Below are 16,952 nucleotides of genomic sequence, written 5' to 3' on the forward strand. Positions count from 1 at the left end.
CGCCCTGCCTAACCGCGCGAATTGCACGCGAGCGCGGGCGGGTATGGCCCCCGGCTCTGGCGCTCGGGGCAGCCTTCCGCGGACGCTGCTGCAAAGACTCGGCGCCTCCTGCTGGTCGCGCTGATCTGACGCGCGTGCTCGCGATGTGCGTGGACGCTAACGAGGCCGCGTGCTCGGTGTGCTCATCTCGGGGCGGGCGCTGATCGCCATCCGCGCTCGTGGAGCCGCTCGAATCCGTCGAGAAGGATGTCGAGTGCGAAGAGGAACTCTGCGTCCTCGTCGCAGGCCGCGCCGGCATGAGAGGCGGTCGCCGCCATGCGGACGATGGCCGGATACGCCTCGGCGTAGGCGGAGAGAGCCGCGTCGCGTGCCTCCGGGTCGGCAGGCAAGGTGGGGGTGGGCATGACGTCGCGCGTGAACCCCCACATGCGCGTGCTGAGTGCATGCATGGCGTGATGAACGAGGTCGGGGGAGAAGCCGCCGCGGAACATCGCCTCCATCAGCGCGTTCATGTGCGACAGCACGGCCGGTCCTGCCATCGTCCTCGTCTCGACCGCCGTGCGCCACCAGGTGTGGCGTGTCGTCACCGCGCGCGCGGCGAGGATGCGCGCCCGGACCTCACGCTTCCAATCGGCACCCCCGTCCGAGACGCGGAACGCCGAGACGATCCGCTCGACCATCGTGTCGATCAGGTCTTCACGGTTCGACACGTGCTTGTAGAGCGCCATCGGCGTGACGCCGACTGTCTCCGCCAGGCGCCGCATCGACAGACCCTCGAGGCCGACCCGGTCTGCCAGCGCGATGGCGGCGTCGAGGACTCTGTCGCGGTCGAGGGAGGCCTTGCGGCTTGACATATCTACAGCGTATACCTAGCGTGAGGGACGGCGGTATACGCCGTATACCTGAAAGGGCTCTCATGACTCGCCGCAACCGGACCTACGCCCGAAGCGCAGGCATCGCCTACCTCGTGACGCACGTCACCTCTGTGACCGCGGTCGCCGCGTACGCAGCTTCCGCCCTGCCGCTGGGCGTGGCGCTCGAGTTCACGCTCGCGCTCGGCTGCCTGCTCACCGGGCTGCTGCTCTTGCCTCTCCTGCGCTGCGCCGGCGAGGTGCGGGCGCTCACCTTCGCGTTCCTGCGAGGGCTGGAAGCCGCCGTGATCGCGGCCGGGACCCTGCCGATGCTCGCGCTCGCCTGGACTGGTGGCTCGAGGGACGTCCTCGAGGCCCTGCACAGCGCCGCGTTCCTCGTCGGACAGGGCCTGGTGATCAGCGTCAACACCGTCGTGCTGGCATGGCTGCTTCTGGACTCGGGTCTGGTGCCGAAGGCGCTGGCAGTGCTCGGGCTCTTCGGAGGCGTCGTGGTGCTGGGCAGCAACACGGCGCAGCTGTTCGGGCTGATCCCCCTCAACGGTCCGGTCGCAGGCGTGTGCGCCCTGCCCATCTTCGCGTTCGAGATCTGGTTCGCGTTCTACCTGATCATCGCGGGGCTTCGGCCCCGCGCCGACGTGAACGCAGGAGCGGGCGAGCACGCCGCCCCGGCTGCGTGAGCGGATCAGACCACCGCGCGCCGAGCATCGCCTTATGGCTTGCCTGAACGGTCTTAGGAGCGCACGAGGCGGGTGATGGCGTCGGTGGCTTCCTGGATCTTCGCCTTGCCGGCCTCTTCGCTGAGCTTCGCGGCATCGAGCACACAATGCTTCAGGTGATCGTCGAGGAGACCAGTGGCTACCCCTTGGAGGGCGCGAGTGAGCGCGCTGACCTGGGTGAGGATATCAATGCAGTACTTCTCCTCATCGATCATCTTCGCGATGCCACGCGCCTGACCTTCGATGCGCTTCATGCGCTGCAGGTACTGGGTCTTATCGTCAATGTATCCGTGGTGAGCGGCAGAGGCCTCGTTCTCCGATGACATGGTGATCCTTACTGTTCGCGTTCCAGAGCCGAGCGGGTGCTGGCTTCGGGGGCAAGATCTAGACGGCGCAACAGCTGCGCATTCAGAGCAACCACAATGGTCGACGGGACATCAGGACTGCGCCCATCGACATGGGAGCACGAAGCCGGCCGGTGCCAGGATACCGGCCGCCGCTGGTATCGAGAGCGGGTTAGCGGGTTGTGCCGGCCGCCCACCTCAGACTCTGCTCGCATCTTCGGATATCCGGCCGGGGAGCGTTCTATGGCCGAGCGCTCGGAGCGTGGGGCGGAGCGGAACAGCTCTCATACGGATACTCCGTGGAGTCGAGGCGCCCACTGGTAGACGGTGCCCACTGCGTCGACACTGGTGACTCCGCTCACGGTGCCCGCCGTCTCATGCTCAACGACGAACTCCTGGTCGTCCGGGCGACGGCGTCCAGAGCTGCCAATGAAGCCGACCCCGGAGATCATCCGACCGTACACCATGGCCATAAACGGGCTCCGCGGCAGGTAGGCTCCGGGGTCATCTCCGAAGCCGAGGTCATGTAGCGCGGCCAGCGCGGCGTGTGTTCCCTGGGCGGCAGCGTCCTCCCAATGGTCGATGCGCCACGTGCCGAGCGTTGCGTCGTCATGGGTGGCAACACCTCCGGCTGCGTACACATGGGCGGCTTCAGCGCGAAGATGATCGTCGACCGCGACACCGTTCGACCACGGAGCCGGCGCTGAAGGTACGGTCCCAAGAGCGACCAAGAGGAAGTCTGCAACGAGCGTGTTCTCGTCATCGAGAGTGATGGCCACACCGGAATCTGCTTCATCTACGTGCTGGATCGTACGGCCGAATCTGGTCTGCACCGTTGCGGAGTGCAGGGCCGCGATGTGTTCCGCCACGGGGGTGCCGAAAGCTCCGATGCCGGGGATGCCGCTGCGGGCGATCATCATGACCTGATGCCCGTCGGTGTGGAGCGAAGACGCCGTCTCAGCTGCGATGATTCCGCCGCCGTAGATCGCAACTCGGGCAGGCCGCCCGAGACCGGCTAGCAGATCTCGAATGTGCAGCGCATCCTCTAGGGAGTGAAGCATGCTGATGCGGCGGGGGTCCGTAGCTCGGCCAGGTGTGATGACACCGGCGGGCAGGGCACGCGGCATGCTTCCGGTCGCGATGATGAGCGCGTCGTATGCGCGCTGTCTGCCAGAGTCGAGGCGCACCTCCTGCACTGAGGTGTCGATGCTGACCGCGGTGTCGGGAATGACGTCGATCTCTGGCAGCGGCAGTCTGATCAGTTCCGGCGATACCGGACCGAACGCGACGCCCTTGATCAGCATCCGTGTGTAAGGGACTTCACCAGCTCGCGTGATGAGCGTCACCTTGACGTCGTCTCTGGAGGCGAGGCTGCGCGCGGCGGCGGCGCCTGCGGCGCCTGCGCCGAGGATGAGAACGTGCGGCGTCGTGGACATGACAGAAGGCTCCTGGGTCTCTCGGAAAGGGATCGTTCTATGAGCGCACGAAGCGAGCAATCGCTTCCGTCGCTTCGGTGATCTTCTGATCGGCCGATAAACCTCCCGCCACAGCCGCTCTGAGGACGCAATGGCGCAGGTGGTCGTCGAGTAGACCGATGGCCACCGTCTCGAGGGCGTTGGTGATCGCTGAGATCTGCGTGAGGATGTCGATGCAATAGCGGTCCTCGTCCACCATGCGGTCGATGCCGCGGACCTGTCCTTCCAGGCGGCGCAGACGATTGCGGTACGTCGCCTTATCGCTGATGTAGCCGTGCACCGTGCTATCGGAAGTGTCGCTAGTAGGACAGGTCTCGGGGGTGGACGTCGTCGTAGTCATGTGATGCACTCCGGTCGGCCGGCGGGGTGGCTGGCTGAACTGCCCGCCACCCCGCACGCTGGTGATTTAGGCCATGTTCGCGGCGAACTTGGCGGGGTCTGAGTCGAACGCGGGGCCGCAGCCGGCGCAGCAGAAGTAGTAGCGCTGGCCCTCGAAATCACGGAACAAGCCGGCCGCCTCCGCAGCCTTCTTGCTGACCGGGCTACCCACCATGACCGGGCAGGTGGTCATGTCATCAGCGCCACCTCCGAGGAGGTTGTCACGGCCGTTGGCGGTCACGGCCGGCTTCGGCGCAGTGGTGCTGCAGCAGGTGGGCGCGGCCTGGGTGTCGTTCGTCATGAGGAGATGATGCCTTTCGTTCTTTGATGTGGGTTGGTGGTTCAGCTCGTCAGGGGGTGGTGACGCTCTTGAACCCGCGCAGGCGGAGGCTGTTGCCGACGACGAAGACGCTGGAGAACGCCATCGCCGCGCCTGCGAGCATGGGGTTGAGCATGCCCAGCGCTGCAACTGGGATCGCAGCGATGTTGTAGGCGAATGCCCAGAACAGGTTGGTCTTGATCGTTGACAGGGTCTTCCGCGAGAGGCGGATCGCGTCGACCGCGGAGCGCAGGTCGCCGCGAACGAGGGTGATGTCGGATGCTTCGATGGCGACGTCGGTGCCGGTGCCCATTGCCAAACCCAGGTCCGCCTGTGCGAGCGCAGGGGCGTCGTTGACGCCGTCGCCGACCATCGCGACGATCTTGCCTTCCTGCTGCAACCGAGCCACAACGGCGACCTTGTCCGCGGGAAGCACCTCGGCGATGACCTGATCGATCCCGACCTCGGCTGCGATCTGGCGCGCCACCGCCTCGTTGTCGCCCGTGAGGAGCACCGGAACGAGGCCAATCTCCTTAAGGCCCCGAATCGCCTCAGCGCTGGTCGGCTTGACGGTGTCGGCGACCACGAGAATGCCGCGCGCCTGACCGTCCCAGCCAACCGCGACGACCGTCTTACCTTCGCCCTCCGCGCGCACCTTCGCGTGCGCAACGTCGGGGGACAGGTGCAGGGACCAGTCGGCGAGCAGAGACTCGCGGCCGACGACGACAGCGGTGCCATCGACGACGCCCTGAACCCCCTTGCCCTCGATGTTCGCGAAGTCCTCAGGAGTCGGCAGCTGACCCACCTCCTGCGTCGCGCCCTTAGCAATGGCCTGCGCAATCGGATGCTCGGAAGCGTCCTCGAGCGCGCCGGCGATGCGCAGCAGTTCTGCCCGGTCCACGCCTGGCTCCGTGATGACGTCGACAAGAGTCATGCGCCCGGTTGTTACGGTGCCGGTCTTGTCGAGGATCACGGTGTCGACCTTGCGGGTCGACTCCAGCACCTCGGGGCCCTTGATCAGGATGCCCATCTGGGCCCCCCGACCGGTGCCGACGAGGAGGGCGGTCGGGGTTGCGAGTCCCAGCGCGCAGGGGCAAGCGATCACCAGTACCGCGACCGCTGCGGTGAACGCTGCGGCAGCGGGGAATCCCGCACCCATCCACGCGCCGAGGGTGACGAAAGCCACAGCAATCACGATTGGTACAAAAACGCCCGAGATGCGATCAGCCAGGCGCTGCACTTCTGCTTTACCGGTTTGCGCATCTTCGACGAGCTGCGCCATCTGCGCGAGCTGCGTGTCTGAACCGACGCGCGTGGCGCGCACGACCAGGCGTCCACCGGCGTTCACGGTGGCGCCGGTGACCGAGTCGCCTGTACTCACTTCTACGGGCACCGACTCGCCGGTGAGCATTGATGCATCCACCGCGGAGGTGCCGGAGACGACCAGACCGTCAGTGGCGATCTTCTCGCCGGGGCGAACGACGAACTCATCGCCGACCTGCAGCTCCGATGTCGGGATTTTCACCTCCGCACCGTTTCGGAGGACGGACACTTCCTTCGCCCCGAGTTCGAGCAGCGCGCGCAACGCGGCTCCCGCCTGTCGCTTTGAGCGCTTCTCGAAGTAGCGGCCGGCGAGGATGAACATCGTCACCCCGGCACCGACCTCCAGGTAGATGTTCGCTGCGCCGTCGGAGGGGGCAATTGTGAGCTCGAATGGGTGGGTCATGCCTGGGGTGCCCGCGGTGCCCAAGAACAGCGCATAGAGCGACCAGAGCAACGCCACTGAAGTGCCCATGGAGATGAGCGTGTCCATGGTGGCGGTGCCGTGCTTGAGATTCGTCCATGCGGCTCTGTGGAACGGCCAGGCTGCCCAGATGATCACCGGTGCGGCCAGAGCGAGCGACGCCCACTGCCAATAGGTGAACTGGAGCGCGGGAATCATGGCCATTGCGATCACCGGCACGGTGAGCACGATGGACCCGATCAGCCGGTGTCTCAGCGAAGTGAGCTCGGTGTCCTTCTCGTCCCCGGGTTCGGTGTCGGAGGCAGTCGCCTTCGAATCCTTGGGCTTGGGTAGTGCCGCGGTATAGCCGGTCTTCTCGACCTCCGCGATAAGCAGAGCCGGGTCGTATCCCGCGGGTATCGAAACCTTGGCCTTCTCTGTGGCGTAGTTGACGGTGGCTTCGACGCCGTCGAGCTTGTTCAGCTTCTTCTCAATGCGATTCGCGCAGGAGGCGCAGGTCATCCCACCGATCTCTAGTTCGATGCCCTGCCCGCTGGCGGCGGGTGCCGATGTGCTCATCGTCTTCCTTCTCTCTCAGCTCTGTAGTGCCGCAGCCACATCAAATGAATCAGTGGCCGCTGTCATCGTCGGAGTGCGGCTTGTCGACGTCATCGTGTGCGCCGGCATCGAGCCCTGCGTCGATGACGAACTCGGCGGTGTGCACGATTCCGTTCACCTGGAAGTCGAAGTACAGGAGGTAGCGGCCCGCGGTGGGGGCCTCGGCTGCGAACCCGATCTCTGGTCCGGCCGTATCGCCCGCGTGAGGCTCGGCGCCTTCAGCGTGCACGTGTAGGTATGCCAGATCTCCTTCTCGAAGCGCCACCAGATGCCCGAACGCGCCGAGATACGGTTCGAGCGTGGTGACGGGCTTGCCGCCGCGCTCGACGGAGACCGTCAGATCGCTCGATGCTCCTGCAATGAGGTCGCCAGCGAGGCTGACGGTGAAGCCGTCGACCTCAGCGGTGCGCTTCGTCTCGGTGGCGATGGGCGCGAAGTCTCCGGCCACGTTTACAGTGCGGGTCAGGGTGATGCCCGATGCGCCCTTAGCGGCGGGAGTGAAGTCGGCGTAGACGCGGTAGGTGCCCGCCGCATCCCACGTCCACGGCAGCGACCACGTTCCGGTAGTCGCGTCCAGCTCAGGGTGCACATGGCGGAAGTTCGCGCCATCCGCCCGAACGACGATCAGGTGGAGGTCCTTCTCGTGCGCCTCTGCGAACTCTGTGACAGCGTCACCGGCGACGGTTTGGACCTGGAAGCTCAGCTCCCCCTCGGATGCAACGGTCTCCGGGGCTTGGACCGGCGACAGCACGTAGCCGTTGGCGTCGATAGAGACGCCATTGGGCGCGTGGCCGGCGGGCTGCGTCTCGCTGCCACTGTCATGTCCGTTACCGTGTGCGTTCATGTCGCTTCCTTTCGCCCACGCCGCGACGGAGCTGTTGGGGATGACAGCGCCTGCAATCGCGAACGCACCGCCGAACGCCACCACTAGTCCCGCTCCGTAGAGCGCCAGGCGGCCGCCGGCTCTCATCAGATCCTCACCGCCGAGTAGCCAGCTTCCTCGACCGCCGCGAGAACTGCTGCGTCGTCGATCTGGCCCGCGCCACTGACGACGAGCTTGCCTGTCTGCGCGCTGACATCGATGCTCTCGACTCCAGCGACCTCGCTGACCTCTTCGCGGATCGACATCTCGCAGTGTCCGCATGTCATCCCGGTGACCTTGTACTCGTTGGCAGCCATCAACGTCTCCTTTTCCAGTGGTACCCCCCGTGGGTATCACGATTGACAACGGTATACCCCTGGTGGGTATTCCGCAACGAGGTGGCAAGGGCACCGCGCGGTCACGATCCAGGCGATAGTCGACGGACTCCGAACGACTTCTGTCCCGTCGAAGATGGGCCGCGGAACTCGTCGCCGCCGGGTTCGTCGAAGCAATGACAGATCGATTCGTCCGCGGAAGCGATTCGCCGCCGCGCCTGCGTCAAGCCTGCGGAGCACGTCTGCGGTAGCCCCGAGCTGGGGCGTGTCGTCCGTTTCTGCCAAGTCCGACCAGGTCTGCCAAGGCGGCCTTGGCTGGAGAGAGCCCTACTCTCGCTTGGGATCGGAGGCCGCTGCCAAGGTTGCCAAGTAGTAGATCTGTTATATGAGAAGAAAAAGAGAAGAGTAAGAGAGATAGGCCCAACTTCACTCTGAAACCCCTATATAGGACACCCCGCACTTGGCCACCTTGGCTGGAGGGGTGTTTTCTGCCTCCTAACCAGGTAAAAGCCCCGTGGACTCGACTTGGCTGGAGCTTGACATTTGTCAAGTTTCGGCGGATCCGCGTTTGGGGCGTTGACGTGCCGCAGGGTATCCGGTGAGAGAGTGTCGCGGGGGGCATCCCCGGTCTAGGAGTCAGCGGGCTGCCGAGCGTGCCGCGGCCGTTGCAGGGAGGTGGTACCTTCTGCCGGGGCCTGTGCTCATCCACTGACAACTCCACAGCGAAACACCTTGCAACGTGGTGAGCGTGGCCTGGCTGGGGGCGAACCGACGCCGCCTCGCCGGGCTCTTCCGACGAGAGGACACTGCGGGTCGGCGAATTGTCGATTGTGGTCGCACGCCCTAGACGTGGCGGTCGCGCACGCTTGCCACCGATGCTCGAGCAGGATCTCGTGGGTCGCTCGGGGCGTCATGGGGAAGACCGGCGTGCAAGCGGAGCGCCCACCTCCGGAGGCCTCCGTCAATTCTCCAACGATCCGTTGGAGAATTGACGATGGGTGCGCTCGAGAGACTGCATGCAATCGCGCAACGGGTCGTTGCGCAGCGCGGGGCGCTCGAGACGCAGGCCGCCCTCTCTAGTCACGGTTGGTTCGCGACGGAACCAGGTTGCCCAGAGTCGACCGGTTTGACGCCGCGATGTCTCAAGGACCAGATGGGCCATCTCTCAAGTGCGCCTCGTTCGGCCGGCGAGAGTGCGTCGAGGCTCTCCTCGATCTCCTCGGGATCCCCGAGCAGAATCGCGCAGCAGGCAATTGTCTGAGCCGGGTTTGGAACCTGATCCCGCACGGCCCGGGTCCTCAGATCGCGGACTGCTCGTCTGTCCATTGCGCTGGCATCAGCCGAGCGTTGCTGGATTTGCCAGCGGTTGATGAGGTGAGGGGGCTGTTCCCCTTCCTCGCGGATTAGCCAATCGTTCAGGTTTCGCGCCGTCTGCAGGAGATCAGAGCGACTTGGGCCCTTAGCAAGGTCGGCAGCCTTTATGAGGTCGAGAATCTTGTAGTTGGCGCGGTGGTGCCCAACGGCGGGGTCGCTCATCGTGGCATAGGCGTCGACGATTTCCGGGAGCCGAAGATTCAAGGTGATAGCCAAGTCTTCGCTAGTCATGGGCTCGTACGCCGTCCCGGCGATCTCTTCCGACTGTCCGTCTTCGCTCACACTGTAGAGCCGGAACTTCTCGCGGTGCTCAGGGAGGAACAGGTCAATGAACTGCCAGTGTTTCGGCGTGGAACCAGGCAAGACCATGAGAACGACCTTCTCCGTGCCAATCATCACGTCGAGGCGACCTGCAGTTCCCGTCGTCGAGTAAACCTCGTCTCCCAGCACGAGGCCCTTGTGCATAACGCGCAGCAGGTCCAGCTGCCCGTTGTCGATCTCGTTAGGACGGACTCGATTCAAAGGCACACTGAGAACGCGGAGCAACTCAGCGAGTCGCTGATACTGCTCGTACACAGACCGCAGGCCAGCATCTTCAAACTCAGGAGTCGATTCCGGCGTTAGCGTAGCGTCGTCGATGCGAACCGCGTCGCCCCGGCCAGCTGCAAGGAAGAACTCGAGTGCCCGCAGCTGTTCCTCCAGATCATCGGTGGCCGCGAGGTCCAGGTTGGCAGATATCGACCGACCGCCATCCCTCAACACGAGCTCGAGCGACGCGCTGAGTCGGAACTCGATGGAGTCATCGTTCAGCTGCCGTGCAATCACCCGCGAGTACTGGACGTCCGCGCAGGCCACGGTGAGCTCTGTCTCGTGCGCCACATAGTTCGCCGGGAGGATCTTCAGATCGCAGTCCACGGGTAGGTTGAGCCCGCCTTCGGTGTGAAGCACCACCGCGAAGTCGACCGACTCCAGCGACAACTCAGCAGGCCGAGACAAGTCGATGCCATCTGCGGTGAAAATCGAGAACGCGGGATTGCGGTCGAATAGAGCCGGATCGAACCCGAGGCTCACATTCTGCTTCTTCATCTCGACCGCAAGATCGAGGATCCGTTGTAGTCGCGATACATCGCTATCTAGGTGCTTGAGCGAGATGCTCAACGTTTGCTGATCCGGTCGCATTCCGTCGATGAGACGGCGGATCTTGAAAGGACTCAACGCGGCATAGAAGACCCGCTCTTCTCGAGTGTCAGGGTGTATCGCCACGTAGAAGTAGATGCCACCCTGGTTGTCTCTGAGGAACGTCAGAGAGGAGCGGTCGACAGCGAATGATTTCTCGAACGCCTTGAAGACCTTCTTGTTCTGATGAGCGCGACCCTTGACCTGAACGGCGACGCGGCTGTGCAGCCCCTCGTTCTTCCGATCTCCGTCGACGTAGACGTCAATATGCCCATCGGTGATCGGGGTCTTATCGTTGACCGGAATGTCCGCACGCAAGCGCGGGCAGTACGCAATCAGGCTCTTCACGGCCCCGACCGCGAGATCTTCTACATCAATCACTCGCTAAGTCTGGCGGATGCATCGCCACTATCCCAGCGAAACAATCACGCCGTGTAGCCCGGCGTGAAACCTTCGTGGCAGCGGCCGCTGTCTTAGTTCCGGAATGGCTCCCGGTGCGCCGAGAGTTGCCGCGAGCGACTGCGGCTGCGCGACTAGCATCGCGCCAGGTCAACAAGCGTCTCACATCAGCGTGGGGTCGAGATGCGGATGCAGTGCTCATCGTCACGCTCTTCTGCCGGCAGAATCGTGCATAGGAGAACCGCACGAGAGCCTCTGAGTTCTCGCCGCCTCGCCTTCATGGTGTGCGACTACCGAGGGATTCACGGTAGTTGCAGCCCACCTCCGTTTGCACCTCAGGAATCGACCTTCAACTCTCCGAAGATTCCGGAGAGTTGAAGGTCAGCCGGTCAGCTGCGCCATACAGCGGCGTCTTGCTTCGCTTCAAGTAGCACATCGGCCAGCTGCCCCTCGCGGAGCCGCTGCATGTTGGCTGGCTGTTCGACGCCGTCATCTCCGGTGAGGGGCGCGTTCAACCACTGAGCCCATGCCCAGGAGCTGTGGGTTCCGGAGTTCAGCACGCGTAGCACCTCCGCCAGTCCTTTCGCCGGCTGGCCGTCCTGGATCTGAAACGCGGGGTAGAGCTCCACCCCATCGGACGTGGTCAACTTGAGCAGGACGAGCGACTCTGCAGCTTCGATCACCGCCGCTTCCGTCCACCCCAGGATCCGCGCGAGAGACGCCGCTGTGTAGCAAGGACCGACGATATCGACCCAAGGGCTCGTCTGGCCTCTCGTCTTCGAGTTCACCGTCGTCGCGCCGCGTTCCGGATCTCGTTGAGGCTTGGGGTCTCCAGGGTCAGTGTGGTCATGTCCAGGATGGCAAGGTTGTCTTCTTGAATATCGCGACCGAGGCTCACAACTCGTCGCCCGTCCTCAGCCACGCCGCCGCCGGGCGTGTGCATATGCCCGTGCAGCAACAGCTCCGGGCGAGCGGCGTCCCACACCTCGCTGACCCGCGCTCGTGACTTCGCCGATTCCGCGAGGGCCTCCGCGGGAAACCGATTCGGATTGGTGCCCAGCACCTCCTGCACGGCTCGAACGGGAGTATCGGCCGGAGATTCGTGCGTCAGCATCAGATCCGCGGTGCCTCCTGTGATTGCCGCTGCGACCTGCTCATCACTTATCGCTTCCTCCGGCCACCAGTCGAGCCCCTCTGTTCGCCATATTCTGTCCACGGAGGCGGCGCCGCCGAGCGAGAGGACGGTTCTGCCGCCGATGATGAGACGGGCTGGCCGCGGGAGAATCCAGGTGACGTCAGAGACGCGAATGGCGGCGCCGGGGTGCGCCGCGAGCAGCGGACTGATTAGATCAAACGGTTCGTGGTTCCCGACTGTGACAAACACTCGGTCGATGCCTGCCTCAGCGAAGAGCGGGTCCGTCTCGAGCGGGTCCATCCACCAGTCGCCAAGCTGCAGGATGGTCCTCACGTCGTATGCGAGGTTCGGCAGCGCTCGGCTGAGCATGCGTAGCCAGCCGATGTTGCCATGCCAGTCGCCGCAGACTGCGACTCGTTTGTCCGAGAGTGCGATAGCACTCAAGTGCTCGATAGCCTTCAACTGGTAGCTACCTTGAATACAGCGCCAGCACTCATTGGGTCCTCGCAGCCTGCCGCTTGCGCGAGCATTCACGGAATGTCCTCCCGACACGCAAACTACGTGCCACTCCGGGATCCCACGAGACCCATCCGCGCCGTTTCCACTGCACGGCGACATGTAGGCGGAACGAACGGAGAACGGCAGCGCGTGAGGCGTTCGAGAGGCCGGGTGGCCATTCGGGGTGCAAAGGTTCGTCCTTGAAGACCTCGCCGAAGAGCTCCGTGAACGTGGGGCCACGCCCGGTACGTCGCCGAACGCGTGCGATGAAGATCCCGGCGGTTAGACCGTGGCGGTCAGCAACCGTGTCAGCAGTGAGCGCTGCGAACGCTGCGCGCCAGGTGTCAGGAGCCTCGACCTCTGTGGCGGTCCACCAAATCGGTCGGGAATCAGTCACTACTTCTCAACAATCAGGGTCGACCTGAACGGGACCTACGCATCGAGGCGACCCGGAGCCGATGCGCAGCGGCACACGTGCAGGTCGAGACGCACGGTGGCGCCTGTCGATGGAGTGAATGTTTCGTATGGCTGTCCACGATTATGCCATATGAGAAAGGCCATGCGAGGAAGGCATCTCGTCAGGCTGGAAGGGTGGGAAAGAAGCCGGCGAGTTACAGCGCAGAGTGGGAGGCCTTCGCCGGCGAGCTGGGCGTGAACCTCCATCGCGCTCGAATCGCTACCGGACTCTCGCAGGAAGCGGTCGCGTATCGAGCCGGACTCACCCGCTACACCTACCAAGCGTATGAACAGGGCAAGTCTCAGGCGCACACACCAGCGAATCCAACGCTTCTGGTGATGGTCGCATTGTCCCAAGTTCTCGAGGTGCCGCTCAGCCAACTGATTCCCGCCGACCCTCCCGACGTCACCACCCGGTAGGAGGAGGATCCGCTACGGGGGCACGTCGCACAGTGGCTCACGACGCTTCGGTTCGACAACGAACGACACCGTCTTGGTAAGCTGTACTCGCCCCTATAGCTCAGTTGGTTAGAGCAACGGACTTCAACAAAACAGGAGCGCTGGCGCAGAAATACGTCAGATGACCGCCGCTATATGCTGGAACCCCCTTAGAGCCTGAGGTACTCGCCCGTGAGGGCAGTGAAAATCCGATGGATTGGGCGATCAGCAGGTAACCGCGAGGGAACCTCAGAGACTACACGCGGCGCACCTGACCGGCTCGGCCGAAGGTGAAGATATAGTCCAGACTGCAAGCCGGAGACGGTGGCTGGGGAAACTCAGTGCAGCAAGTTAATCCGTGGGTCCAGGGTTCGAGCCCCTGTGGGGGCACCACTATGGCTTCAGCCATCGGTCAGTCTGTAGCTCGAAGAGTTGAGCCGTCAGCGCCTCGATGCGGTTCTCTAGAGCCTTCATGTCGGCCCGGTGCTTCGCGCGTTCCCGCTTGTACTCCTCGATCTTGGAAAGCGCGACCGCGAGCCTAGCGCTAAGCGAAGCCTCGTTCGGCGACGATGTGCCGCGTCGAAGGCCGTTCCGAGAGAGCTCAGCATCAGCCTCAATCAGACTCTTAAGCTCGGGATGCGCGTAGATGAAGCCACGCGATACCGAGGACCGTCGTGCCACAGCGTTGATGTTGATCTTCTCCCCCTCTCGGCGAAGGGCCCCCAGCGCCGAGATGACGGCCGCGCGCGCGGCCGAAGATTTCTTCTTGTTAGCGTCGCGCAGGTTCGCAGTTCGCCGATCCTCAGGCGCCACCGAGAGCCTCCTCCTGCTGACGAATGGTTCTGATGATCTTCTTCAGGTTGTCATTTGGCCGCGTGTTGATCTCAACGATACGCAAGTGCCCCGCAGCCTCGGCCTTGCTGATTACGCGATCAAATTCATCGGATTGAGCGAGGTGGACTGGCAAGAAGGCAGGGGTGGTGACGAAGTTCGGGCAGCCGTCCAAGCACGCATTGGCGTGCGGGCACTTTTGTTGGATCGGAAGGGCACAGCCCCCGTTGGGGAGGGGCTGAACGGCTCGGCCAATTTGGTGGAGCATCCATTCAGCGTCAGCCGCTGGCCCGTCTGGAAGCTCGAGCAACTCGCCTTCGACGTTGATGAAGGTTGCCTTCTCCCACTCCGCCCGCATGCGGACATCTGTGACGGTGGCGTAGATCTCCGTCGAGCTGAGCGATGCGTGCCCCAGCAGATCCCGCACGACTTCGAGAGGCACGCCCCGCTCTCTCATTTCCGTAGCGAACGTGTGCCTGAAGCGATGCGGGGTAAGTTTCAGTGGCACGCCCTGGGCATCACACAGCCCGAGCGCGGCGACCCACTCATCCAGGACAAGATTCATCTTCTCGGGTGTCAGTTGCCTGGAGATCGGCGCACGAGGATTCGGAAACAGCTGAACTGGGGCTGGCTCGCCCATCTGTTTCGACAGCGTCGCCGCGCGCGCTTGCTGCTCGCGAACAGCCCCAGCGACCGCGGCATCGATAGGCAGCGTGATCTGCCTGTTCGCTTTCGTGTCTACGAAGGTAAGTGCCCACCGATCCGTCGAGCCGCCTCGGTTCAAGTCGATGAGGCAGTCGTAAGGCAGCGAGCACGTATGCCCGGAACGAAGCCCCACCTGCATCATGATCTGCATCGCTACCCGGTGCGACGGGTCTGCAATGAGCGCGAGACTCGCTGGCATGCGCAAGGTCTCAATCACTCTTGGCTCTATGAAGCGAGGCCGCGGCGGGTCGGCTTTCGGTAACTCGCCCGGCAAGTAGACGGCGTTGCTTGGGATGCGATCCGTGACGTTGACGCGCGCAAAGGTGAGCATCATCGCGACGGAACTTACAAGCTTTGCGCGGTAGCTACCGGAAAGCCGAGCACCTGTCTTGCCCTTTCGGCGATTGACCTCCGCCGCCCATGCTAGGAGTAGGTTTCGGGTCAGCCCCTCCGGACCGCGAACACCCTTTGCCGTCGCCCAAAGTGCGAAACTTGTGACGGCGCGTTCCTGATCGCCCACGCTCTGCACGTCGCTCGCCTCGGTGTTGAGGCGATAGGAGACCCATCGGTCAACGATGTCTTTGAGCCACGGTTGCTCGATTTCCTGTGACGCAGACCAGCGCATGGTCCCGCCGCGTCGTCTACCCAAGCGTCGACGACCAGATTTCACGCCCGCGGCTTCGTCCAGCCAGATCGGAAACTCTCTCATGTAACCAGCGAAAGCAGACCTATAGCTGTTGGATCCTGAAAGGACAGAAGCCGAGACGTCAGGCGCAACAACCTCACGGATCGAGTGAATTTTAAGATCTGCGAGCTTCCGCACGAAGGCATTGAAACAGCCGACCACGAAAGGGGCCCCGTAGTCCCCCGATGCTTTCCGAGCGATCACGAAGCAAAGTTCCGCTCGAAGCACCTCAGATACCGCGGGTGCCAGGTCGATGATTCCGCGCCCCGTCCAACCTCCCGCCTTCTTCCGCGACGTGACATCTCGGTGCCGTTTCGCGACAGACAGGAAGGCATCGAGCGTTTCGCAGCTGCTGGCCCTGTAGTCGGCGACGTGCGGTCGACAGAAGCTCTCTACGCCGTTTCGCGGCCGCGGGCATCCCGGCACGAGGCAGCCAGCTTTGGAATATCGTCCGCTGGGGTCCGGGGGAAATCGAAGTTGTCGATACTCTACTGGGGTCTGCCCGACCACCCAGTCGAGGTAGACGCTATCTGCCTGAGTTCCACTGGGCAACAGCTTCATTCTGCACCTCCCACACGCCGTGCTTGAGTAGAACATCCCGGAGATCCTCGGCGTCCAAGTGGGAGTACATCTGTACCGTCGTAACCACACTCGCGTGCATAACGAGCTCGCTGATCACGTCTATCGGAACGCCCGCTCGCCGGCTCAGAGTCACGAAGGTGTGCCTGAGCGTATGCAGTGACCACGCGGTCACTCCGCTGTGGCGACGAAGCCGCGCCACGATAGAACGAGCCGCGGAATAGGTTGAGGGAGCCAATGTCTCGTAGTCGATGAAGACATACGGGCTGTCGATAAAGCCATACTCGCCGTGCATATAGTCGATATATAGCCGCGCGACTTGGTCGGATATGGGCACGCTAGCTGATCGCCCGCGTTTTGACCGCGCACCGTTCGGGTTATCATCTCGCGCTGTGACAGTTATTGTCTTCGAGAACGTGTCAATGTCCTCGTGGCGCAGTCCCAGTATCTGTCCGACTCTTAGTCCGGCGCTGAAAGCGAGCATGATTAGCAAACGATCACGGCTATCGCGGCAAGCCTCAAGGATCGCATGAACTTGCTGGACGGTGAGTATCAGCTGGCGCGTCTTCGTACGCGGCAGGCGGGGCCCGAGTCGGCGTCGCTTGCGATAGCGACTCGCATTTCCCACGTTGTCGATGATCGACGTCATGGGCTTCCGATATGAAGTCGCCGACCGCTCGAGCTGCCGGTAAACCGCAGCGCCTGGCGCTTCGTCCCCCAGCGAAGCCATGAACCGATAGAAAGCAACCACCGTAGCCAGCGCGCGGTTCGCTGAGGACCGAGATCGAACAGCGACGCTTTCAGAGATTGCGGTGACATTCGCATCCTCGAACCTGAACCATCGCGCGAACCTGCCCAACAATGCGTTATCGAACGATTCCCAGGAGCAGTTAGAGAGCTCCACAAACTCGAAAAACAGTCGTAGGTCGTATGCAGTCGCCCGCAGTGTGTTCGGCGATGATTCGATTGCTTCGAGATGCGCCATGTAATGACTCGTCTGAGGCAGCAGTCGGTCTTGATTGTCAAGCACGGCC

Annotated in this window: 16 protein-coding genes; 2 read left to right on the top strand and 14 right to left on the bottom strand. The window is 63.2% G+C overall.

What is annotated here, in order from left to right; all coding sequences use genetic code 11:
* Positions 1-182 precede the first annotated feature (182 nt).
* Complete coding sequence (locus JOE67_RS04425) at positions 183-854, bottom strand: TetR/AcrR family transcriptional regulator (RefSeq protein ID WP_204974327.1); 672 nt, start codon at positions 852-854, stop codon at positions 183-185.
* Positions 855-916: 62 nt separating this feature from the next.
* On the opposite strand from JOE67_RS04425, the gene JOE67_RS04430 reads away from it, so the two are divergent.
* Positions 917-1,549 (top strand): DUF4386 domain-containing protein, encoded by a 633-nt coding sequence (locus JOE67_RS04430; protein WP_204974328.1) that lies wholly within the window; start codon positions 917-919, stop codon positions 1,547-1,549.
* Between the two features lie 53 nt (positions 1,550-1,602).
* On the opposite strand, the gene JOE67_RS04435 is transcribed toward JOE67_RS04430, so the two are convergent.
* The 10 genes from JOE67_RS04435 to JOE67_RS04480 all read right to left on the bottom strand — a co-directional run bounded on the left by JOE67_RS04435 (position 1,603) and on the right by JOE67_RS04480 (position 12,170).
* Positions 1,603-1,914: a metal-sensitive transcriptional regulator gene (locus JOE67_RS04435; protein ID WP_204974329.1), complete on the bottom strand. Its 312-nt coding sequence runs from the start codon at positions 1,912-1,914 to the stop codon at positions 1,603-1,605.
* A 302-nt stretch (positions 1,915-2,216) separates the two neighbouring features.
* Positions 2,217-3,368 carry an FAD-dependent oxidoreductase gene (locus JOE67_RS04440; protein ID WP_204974330.1) on the bottom strand — a complete coding sequence of 384 codons (1,152 nt, stop codon included), beginning with the start codon at positions 3,366-3,368 and terminating at the stop codon, positions 2,217-2,219.
* Between the two features lie 37 nt (positions 3,369-3,405).
* Positions 3,406-3,747, bottom strand: a complete 342-nt coding sequence (locus JOE67_RS04445) for a metal-sensitive transcriptional regulator (RefSeq protein WP_204974331.1) — start codon at positions 3,745-3,747, stop codon at positions 3,406-3,408.
* Positions 3,748-3,813: 66 nt separating this feature from the next.
* Positions 3,814-4,086, bottom strand: coding sequence for a YHS domain-containing protein (locus JOE67_RS04450; protein WP_204974332.1), 273 nt, complete (start codon positions 4,084-4,086; stop codon positions 3,814-3,816).
* A 49-nt stretch (positions 4,087-4,135) separates the two neighbouring features.
* Positions 4,136-6,406, bottom strand: coding sequence for a heavy metal translocating P-type ATPase (locus tag JOE67_RS04455; RefSeq protein ID WP_204974333.1), 2,271 nt, complete (start codon positions 6,404-6,406; stop codon positions 4,136-4,138).
* Positions 6,407-6,455: 49 nt separating this feature from the next.
* A complete protein-coding gene (locus JOE67_RS04460; RefSeq protein ID WP_239527985.1) occupies positions 6,456-7,289 on the bottom strand; it encodes a hypothetical protein in 834 nt (277 codons plus the stop codon).
* 125 nt (positions 7,290-7,414) lie between these two features.
* Entirely contained in the window at positions 7,415-7,624 is a 210-nt protein-coding gene (locus JOE67_RS04465) for a heavy-metal-associated domain-containing protein (RefSeq protein ID WP_204974335.1), read from the bottom strand.
* 1,098 nt (positions 7,625-8,722) lie between these two features.
* Positions 8,723-10,573 (bottom strand): DUF4365 domain-containing protein, encoded by a 1,851-nt coding sequence (locus JOE67_RS04470; protein WP_204974336.1) that lies wholly within the window; start codon positions 10,571-10,573, stop codon positions 8,723-8,725.
* Between the two features lie 407 nt (positions 10,574-10,980).
* Entirely contained in the window at positions 10,981-11,274 is a 294-nt protein-coding gene (locus JOE67_RS04475; RefSeq protein ID WP_204974337.1) for a hypothetical protein, read from the bottom strand.
* Positions 11,275-11,375: 101 nt separating this feature from the next.
* Positions 11,376-12,170 (bottom strand): metallophosphoesterase family protein, encoded by a 795-nt coding sequence (locus JOE67_RS04480; RefSeq protein WP_239527987.1) that lies wholly within the window; start codon positions 12,168-12,170, stop codon positions 11,376-11,378.
* A 645-nt stretch (positions 12,171-12,815) separates the two neighbouring features.
* Here JOE67_RS04480 and JOE67_RS04485 point away from each other — a divergent pair.
* Positions 12,816-13,100 carry a helix-turn-helix domain-containing protein gene (locus tag JOE67_RS04485; protein WP_338041494.1) on the top strand — a complete coding sequence of 95 codons (285 nt, stop codon included), beginning with the start codon at positions 12,816-12,818 and terminating at the stop codon, positions 13,098-13,100.
* Positions 13,101-13,511: 411 nt separating this feature from the next.
* On the opposite strand, the gene JOE67_RS04490 is transcribed toward JOE67_RS04485, so the two are convergent.
* The 3 genes from JOE67_RS04490 to JOE67_RS04500 form a co-directional block, all read right to left on the bottom strand.
* Positions 13,512-13,931, bottom strand: coding sequence for a DUF6262 family protein (locus JOE67_RS04490; protein WP_204974339.1), 420 nt, complete (start codon positions 13,929-13,931; stop codon positions 13,512-13,514).
* Complete coding sequence (locus JOE67_RS04495) at positions 13,921-15,363, bottom strand: tyrosine-type recombinase/integrase (protein WP_204974340.1); 1,443 nt, start codon at positions 15,361-15,363, stop codon at positions 13,921-13,923. Before JOE67_RS04495 ends, JOE67_RS04490 begins: the two co-directional genes overlap by 11 nt.
* A gap of 502 nt (positions 15,364-15,865) precedes the next feature.
* On the bottom strand, positions 15,866-16,903 hold the full coding sequence (locus tag JOE67_RS04500; RefSeq protein ID WP_204974341.1) for a tyrosine-type recombinase/integrase: 1,038 nt from the start codon (positions 16,901-16,903) through the stop codon (positions 15,866-15,868).
* Positions 16,904-16,952 lie beyond the last annotated feature (49 nt).

The sequence above is a fragment of the Microbacterium esteraromaticum genome, assembly GCF_016907315.1.
Lineage (GTDB): Bacteria > Actinomycetota > Actinomycetes > Actinomycetales > Microbacteriaceae > Microbacterium > Microbacterium esteraromaticum.